Source organism: Streptosporangium sp. NPDC003464, from assembly GCF_053588315.1.
The window spans coordinates 22,210-28,994 of the sequence record NZ_JBSFPS010000114.1 but is presented as its reverse complement, the minus strand read 5'-3'; the positions used below and the strand labels follow the sequence as shown (position 1 = coordinate 28,994).

Here is a 6,785-nt window from a genome sequence, read left to right as displayed (position 1 = left end):
TGGCGTTGCCGATGCACATGCCTGCGGCGTCGTGGATCATCATCTGGGAGTGGGGCTGCATGACGATCCGGTCGCCGGCCATCGCGATGACGGAGCCGGGCGCCAGGAGGACCGCGAGCCCCGCGGGCCACCGCGGTGCGGGAACGCCGGGCCGCGGGAGCGCCGGGCCGTGGTTTCGGCGGTGGCGGCTGCGAGGAAGGATCGGAAGGTGACTCACTCCCGCATCAGCGTCTCGGTGGAGGCGGCCGCAGAGCCGGAACGGGTGTTCTCCGTGCTGACCGACTGGCCGCGCCACGGCGAGTGGATGGTCCTGACCCGCGCGCGCGTCGCCGCCGGCGACGGCCGGAGCGTGGGGAGCCGGCTGGCCGCCTTCAGCGGGCTGGGCCCCGTCGGGTTCCTCGACACCATGGAGATCACCGAGTGGGATCCGCCCACGGCGGTGGCGGTCCGGCACACCGGGCGGCTGGTGCGCGGCACCGGGGTCTTCCGCGTGCTGCCCCGTGAGGGCGGCGGCAGCACGATCGTCTGGGAGGAGGAGCTCGACCTGCCGTACGGCCCGGCCGGGCGGCTCGGCTGGCCGCTGGTCCGGCCGCTGAGCGCGGCGCTGCTACGGCTCTCGCTCCGCCGCCTGGCCGATCTCAGCGGCCGGTGACGCCGCCGGAGCCGTGACCCGCGGGACTCAACGGCCGGTGATGCCTCGGCCGGAGTCGTGACCGGCGGAGCTGCCCGGCTCGTCCCGGATGACCTCGCCGTGGATGACCGGGCCGGAGCCGTCCCGCTGGCCGGGCACCCCGCCGAAGGGCGAGTCCATGCCGCCGAACGGCGTGCCGAGGCCGGGGCCCGCCGTCCGCTCGGCGAGGGTGCGGATCCGGCGGGCGAGGAACCGGGCGCCGAGCGCGCGCACCAGCGGCTGGGTGAACGGCAGGAGGAACAGCAGGCCGACGACGTCGGTGAGGAAGCCCGGGATCGCCAGCAGCACCCCGCCGGCGACGGTCATGGCCCCGCCGGGCGCCCCCGGCTCGGGCATCCGGCCGGTCTGCATCGCCTCCTGGAGCTTGCGCCAGGCCTTGCGCCCCTCCCGGCGGACGATCCAGGAACCGAGGAGGCCCCCGGCGGCCAGCAGGGCGATCGCGGGCCACACGCCGATGGCCTGGCCGATCCGGACGGACACCAGGATCTCCAGGACCGGGACCGCCAGGAAGGCGAGAACCAGCAGAAAGCGCATTTTTCCCTCAACTCACACGGCAGCCGTACGGAAGTGACAACGCACCGGAGCGCCGTAGCGTTCCGCCGTCATCCGGGCGGCGCCGGTCCGGCTTCAGCGCGGCGGGCGGCGCAGGCGTCCGGGGAGACCGGAGAAGCCCCACAGGGTGACCCGCCACAGCGCCTCCCCCACGACGGCCCGGCTCATCTTGCTCGCCCCGACGGTGCGGTCCACGAACATGATGGGCACCTCGGTGACGCGCAGGCCGTGGCGGACCGTGCGCAGGGTCAGGTCCACCTGGAAGCAGTAGCCCTGCGACTCCACGTCGTCCAGGCCGATCTTCTCCAGGGTGGCGGCCCGGTAGGCGCGGAACCCCGCGGTGGAGTCACGGACCGGGAGGCCGAGCATCATCCGGGTGTAGACGTTGGCGCCGCGCGACAGGAACTCCCGCGAGCCGGGCCAGTTGACCACCTTGCCGCCGGGCACCCACCGGGAGCCGATCACCAGGTCGGCCCCGTCGGCCAGCGCCTCCAGCAGCTTGGGCAGCTCCTCGGGCTGGTGGGAACCGTCGGCGTCGATCTCCACCAGGACGTCGAAGCCCTCGGCCAGCCCCCAGCGGAAGCCGGCGATGTAGGCGGCGCCCAGGCCCTGCTTGCCCGGCCGGTGCAGCACGTGGACGTGGTCGTCCTCGGCCGCCAGCGCGTCGGCGACCGCACCGGTGCCGTCGGGGCTGTTGTCGTCGGCGACCAGCAGGTGCGCCTCGGGCAGCGCGGTGCGCAGCCGCCCGACGATCATCGGCAGGTTCTCCCGCTCGTTGTACGTCGGGACGATGACGAGCACCCGGCCAAGCATCCGCTCCATCACGCGTCTCCCACCTGCTGGTCACCTTCCTGGTTCACGGAGTGCACCAGGCTACGGGGCCGCCGCCGCCAGGCGGCGGCCAACGCGCCCGCACTCACAAGTATCAAGGCCCATTCGGGCAGCGCCCCCACACGGGTGGCGATCGTTTCGGCGGTTCTGACCGGAACGGTCAGCACGTTCGCCGCGGGGACGAGCTCTCCGGTGCGCCAGGCGACCGTGCCATCGGGGGTCACGTAAGCGGATATACCCGTGATCGCGGAGGTTACCACCGCTCGGTTGTGTTCGACCGCGCGCAGTTGGGACATGGCCAGCTGCTGGGCCGGCAGGTTGGTCAGCGCGTAGGTGGCGTTGTTGGTCTGCACCACCAGGGGGCTGGCGCCCGTCCGGGCGGTGTCGCCCACGACGCCGTCGAAGGCCACCTCGTAGCAGTTGATCGCGCCGACCGTCACCGGGCCCAGCTTCAGGTCGCCGTCGCGGGTGCCGGGCACCGACTGCTTGCCGACCAGGCCCGCCCGCTCGAACAGGGCCAGCACGAGGGACTTGAGCGGGGTGTATTCGCCGAAGGGGACGAGCTGCTGCTTGTCGTAGTAGGCGCCGGGGCCGGTGACCGGGTCCCACACCAGGCTGCGTGTGGCGCGGTTGTCCTGCCCGATGCCCACGACGGCGCCGACCAGGACGGGCACCCCGATGTCCTTCACCGCCGCGTCGATCTCGCGGCGGGCGAAGTCGCTGCGGTAGGGGTCGATGTCGGTGGAGTTCTCCGGCAGCACGACGATGTCCGGCCGGGGCGTCCGCCCCTCCCGTACGGCCTGTGCCATCTCGTGGAGCATGCGGGTGTGGTTGCCCAGGACCACGGCCGGCTCGTCCCCGAGGGGGTGCATGCCCCGGCCCGGGACGTTGCCCTGGATGACGCCGACGGTGACGGTCCTGCCCTCGTCGCCGGGGCGGGGGACGGCGTAGGCGGCGGCCGGCACGGCCAGCAGCCCGGCGAGCGGCAGGGCGAGCGCCCGGCCCCGGCGGGGGGCGGCCGCGAGCCGGAGCGCCAGCAGCGCGATCAGGCCGCCGCACAGGGCCACCGCGAAGGTCACCAGCGGCGCCCCGCCGAGGGCCGCGTAGGGGGTGAAGGGCGACTCCCCCTGGCTGAAGGCCACCCGCGCCCAGGGGAAGCCGCCGAACGGGAACTGCCCCCGGGCCCACTCCATCGTCACCCACAGCGCGGCACTCCACAGCGGCCACAGGGGCAGCCGGACGGCCAGGGCGGTGCCCGCGGCCCAGGCCGCGTAGAAGAGGCTCTCCAGCGCCACCAGGCCCAGCCAGGCGTCCGTCCCGATCGGACTGACCCAGTGCAGGGCGGGCAGCAGGAAGGCCAGGCCGGTGAGGAGGCCGAGCCACAGGGCGCGGCGGGGGCGCGAGCCGTGCACCGACAGCACGGCGAGCGCCAGGCCGAACGGCGCGAGGAACCACAGTCCGAGCGGCGGGAAGGCGAGGTAGAGCAGCAGGCCGCCGGCGACCGCGCCCGCGGTCCGGGCCGGGAGCGCCCAGCGCGAGGCTCCGGCCGGGCCCTGCGCCGCGGCGGTCCTCTCGGGCCGGGGCCCACCGGGCGGGCCGTCGGGTCCCTCCGGTCCGGCCGCTCCGGACGCCGGGGCGGCCGTCTTCTCCTGCACCACGGGCGGGGCTCCTTGCGGTGTCGTGCGGACGGTGACGCCCGGTCATCCCGGCCCGGCTCACGCACCCGGCTCTCTAGCCCGAACGGTACCGCTCACCGCGGCACACCCCCAAAAAAGGGTGCCGGACCAGGGCCGTGAACGCGGCAACGGGGTGATCCCCAGGGGCGGACGGATGCCCTGGGGATCACCCCGACGCTTGCGGCGCTCGGCACGGGAGCGGGAAGAGGGCCCGGACCACCCTTCGGACCGGTTCCGTCCCGTCGGCGGCGAGCGCGGATTGCCGTTGTCTACTGGGTGCCCGGACCCCTCCTGGGTCCAACCCCCCGCCCGGTCGGGGTGCCCCGCCTCGACGGAACGCCGGCCCTGCGCCTGGCTGTGTGGACGGGGTCACCCCCGTCACGGGCGCAGGAACCGACGATGTCGAAAGGCGGCCAACCGGCCAGTCCCGTGCTGGACTGGGCAGCAAACTACCGACCCCAGCGCAGATGTCAACCGTGTCACTAACAGCGGAAACATCAAGTTTTCGCAGCTGGGACATGATCGACGAGAGCCGTCAATGGTCTCATGTGATCGGATGTCGCTCAAGTCGAGCAAGCGCTTCGGGAAGCGGACCGCTGTGCACGACGCCAAGGCGCTGTGTCGCGCGGGTCATCGCGACGTAAAGGTCGCTCGCCCCGCGGGGCGACTCCCGCAGGATCAGCTCCGGCTCCACCACGACGACCCCGTCGAACTCCAGCCCCTTGGCCTGGGCGACCGTCAGGACCGCCGCCGGGGCGTCCAGGGCGGCCGACCCCGGCCCCACGACCGCGCCGTCGACGGCCCGGCTCACCACCTCGCCGAACTCCGCCACACCGGACTCGGGCACGATCACGACCAGGCGTCCGCCCTCGACGACCTCGGCCTTGACGACATCGGCCAGCGCCTCCACCGGGGAGGCGGCCCAGGGGGCCGCACCCGTCTCCCGGACCGAGGTTGGCGCGACGAGACCGGGGCCGACCAGCGTGAGCACGTCGGCGGCCACGGCCATCAGCTCGGCCGGGGTCCGGTAGTTGACGCTGAGGTGCTCCTCGCGCCAGCGCCCGGACACGTACGGGTCGAGCACCCGGCCCCAGGAGCGCGCGCCGGCCGAGGAGCCGGTCTGCGCCAGGTCGCCGACGATCGTCATCGACCGGGTCGGCACGCGCCGCATCACCATCCGCCAGTCCATCGCCGACAGCTCCTGCGCCTCGTCGACGATGACGTGACCGAAGGCCCAGGTGCGGTCGGCGGCGGCGCGCTCGGCGGTGGTCAGGTACACGTCGTCGCCCAAGTGCCGGGCGGCGAACTTCTCGGCGTCCATGATGTCGGACAGCCCGGTCAGCTCCAGCACCTCCTTGGCGTAGGTGAGCTGGTGCTGACGCTCGTCCAGGGCGGCGGCGCGCCGGGCGGCCTGTTCCTCCTCGGCGATCCACGCCCCGGCCCGCAGCACCGCCGGGTCGATGTCGCCGAGCAGCTCGGCGGCCTCGTCCAGCAGCGGCACGTCGGACTCGGCCCACCAGTTCTCCCCCTGACGCGGCGGCTCACGCAGCAGCAGCTCGCGCTCGGCGGCGCTGAAGTCGCCGGCGGCGTAGTCCAGCCGCTCGCCCGAGGTGAACAGCCCGATGAGGAGCTGCTGGGGGGTGGTGTAGGGCCACAGCCTGTTCAGCGCGGCCTTGACGGGACGCTCCGTACGGAGGTCCTCGCGGAGGTCGGCCAGCTCGTCATCGTCGATCATGCCCTTGCCGAGCTGCCGGGCGGCCTGCCGGGCGAGCGCGTTGAGCAGGTGGCGGACGAAGACGCCGCGGGCCTCGTTGTGCGGCTTGCGGGAGCGGAGCGCCCGGGAGCGGGCGGCCTCCAGGACGCGGCCGTCGAGTCTGAGGGTGTAGCGGTCGAGGCGGATGTCGACCGGCTGGCGCGGCACCCGCTGCCGTTCGCGTACGGCCCGCGCCACCACCTCGGCCATCCGCCCGTCGCCCTTGAGCGCGGCGACCTCGGGCGCCTCCTTCACCGTGGCGACGACCCCCGGGTACAGCTCGGCGACCGTGGACAGCAGCACGTCGGTCTCGCCCAGGGAGGGCAGCACCTGCTCGATGTAGCGCAGGAAGGTCAGGTTGGGCCCGAGGATGAGCACGCCCCGGCGGGCCAGCTTGTCCCGGTGGGTGTAGAGGAGATAGGCCGCCCGGTGCAGGGCCACCACCGTCTTGCCCGTGCCCGGACCGCCCTGCACGACCAGCACGCCGCTCAGGTCCGAGCGGATGATGCGGTCCTGCTCGGACTGGATGGTGGCCACGATGTCGCGCATCCGCCCGGTGCGTTTGGCGGCGATGGAGGCCAGCAGCGCCGCCTCGCCGTTGAGGGTGGCCGCGGCGTCGTCGGTGAGGCTGTCGAGATCGAGCAGGTCGTCGTCGACCCCGATCACCTTGCGTCCCTTGGTCTGCAGGTGCCGGCGGCGGATGACGCCCATGGAGGCGGCCGGGGTGGCGCCGTAGAACGGCTGGGCCACCGGGGCCCGCCAGTCGATCAGCAGCCGCCGCTGCTCGTCGTCGGCCATGCCGATGCGGCCGATGTAGAGGGAGGTGCGGTCGGCGTTGTCGAGCCGCCCGAAGCACAGGCCGTTCTCGACCGCCCACAGGCGGCCCAGCCGTTCGGCGTACATCCCGGCGAACGTGTCGCGCTCGGAGCGGTTCTGGTGCGTGCCGCCGCTGCCGCCCTGCGCCAGCACCCCGTCCAGCTGCCGCTGGGTGCGCTCGCGCAACAGGTCGAGCCGTGCGTAGAGGCCGGAGACGTATTCCTGCTCCTTGGCGAGCTCGAGTTGACGGGTTGCCGTCGCTCCATTATCGTTGATAGTAATGGGATACTCCGGGCCATTGGCTTGTGGTTATGACAAACCATCACCTTAGCAGGTCCGTCGAGACATCCGCCCCTCCCCCCGCCATCACAGGTTGATTTCGGCGCACCCCCTCCGCTTGACGCGATTCGCACGGGCTCCTTAGATTCACTTCGAGTTAGGAAACTTTCCTAACTCTGCTGTGCGG

At 73.0% G+C, this 6,785-nt stretch carries 6 protein-coding genes; 1 reads left to right on the top strand and 5 read right to left on the bottom strand.

Annotated features, from left to right (window positions below; translation table 11 throughout):
* Positions 1 to 217 (bottom strand): hypothetical protein (locus ACWDS7_RS24580; protein ID WP_451931177.1); only part of this gene is annotated, 217 nt, incomplete at its 3' end.
* Between ACWDS7_RS24580 and ACWDS7_RS24575 the strand changes: the two genes are divergently transcribed.
* Complete coding sequence (locus ACWDS7_RS24575; RefSeq protein ID WP_451931176.1) at positions 209 to 652, top strand: SRPBCC family protein; 444 nt, start codon at positions 209 to 211, stop codon at positions 650 to 652. The two genes, ACWDS7_RS24580 and ACWDS7_RS24575, sit on opposite strands and share 9 nt — an antisense overlap.
* Before the next feature lie 27 nt (positions 653 to 679).
* Here ACWDS7_RS24575 and ACWDS7_RS24570 read toward each other — a convergent pair whose 3' ends face one another.
* From ACWDS7_RS24570 to ACWDS7_RS24555, 4 genes are all read right to left on the bottom strand, one after another.
* Positions 680 to 1,225 carry an FxsA family protein gene (locus tag ACWDS7_RS24570; protein WP_306869286.1) on the bottom strand — a complete coding sequence of 182 codons (546 nt, stop codon included), beginning with the start codon at positions 1,223 to 1,225 and terminating at the stop codon, positions 680 to 682.
* A gap of 93 nt (positions 1,226 to 1,318) precedes the next feature.
* Positions 1,319 to 2,065 carry a polyprenol monophosphomannose synthase gene (locus ACWDS7_RS24565; RefSeq protein WP_451931175.1) on the bottom strand — a complete coding sequence of 249 codons (747 nt, stop codon included), beginning with the start codon at positions 2,063 to 2,065 and terminating at the stop codon, positions 1,319 to 1,321.
* On the bottom strand, positions 2,065 to 3,732 hold the full coding sequence (gene lnt / locus ACWDS7_RS24560) for an apolipoprotein N-acyltransferase (protein ID WP_451931174.1): 1,668 nt from the start codon (positions 3,730 to 3,732) through the stop codon (positions 2,065 to 2,067). Before lnt ends, ACWDS7_RS24565 begins: the two co-directional genes overlap by 1 nt.
* Before the next feature lie 562 nt (positions 3,733 to 4,294).
* Entirely contained in the window at positions 4,295 to 6,595 is a 2,301-nt protein-coding gene (locus tag ACWDS7_RS24555; protein ID WP_451931178.1) for a HelD family protein, read from the bottom strand.
* Between the last annotated feature and the right edge of the window lie 190 nt (positions 6,596 to 6,785).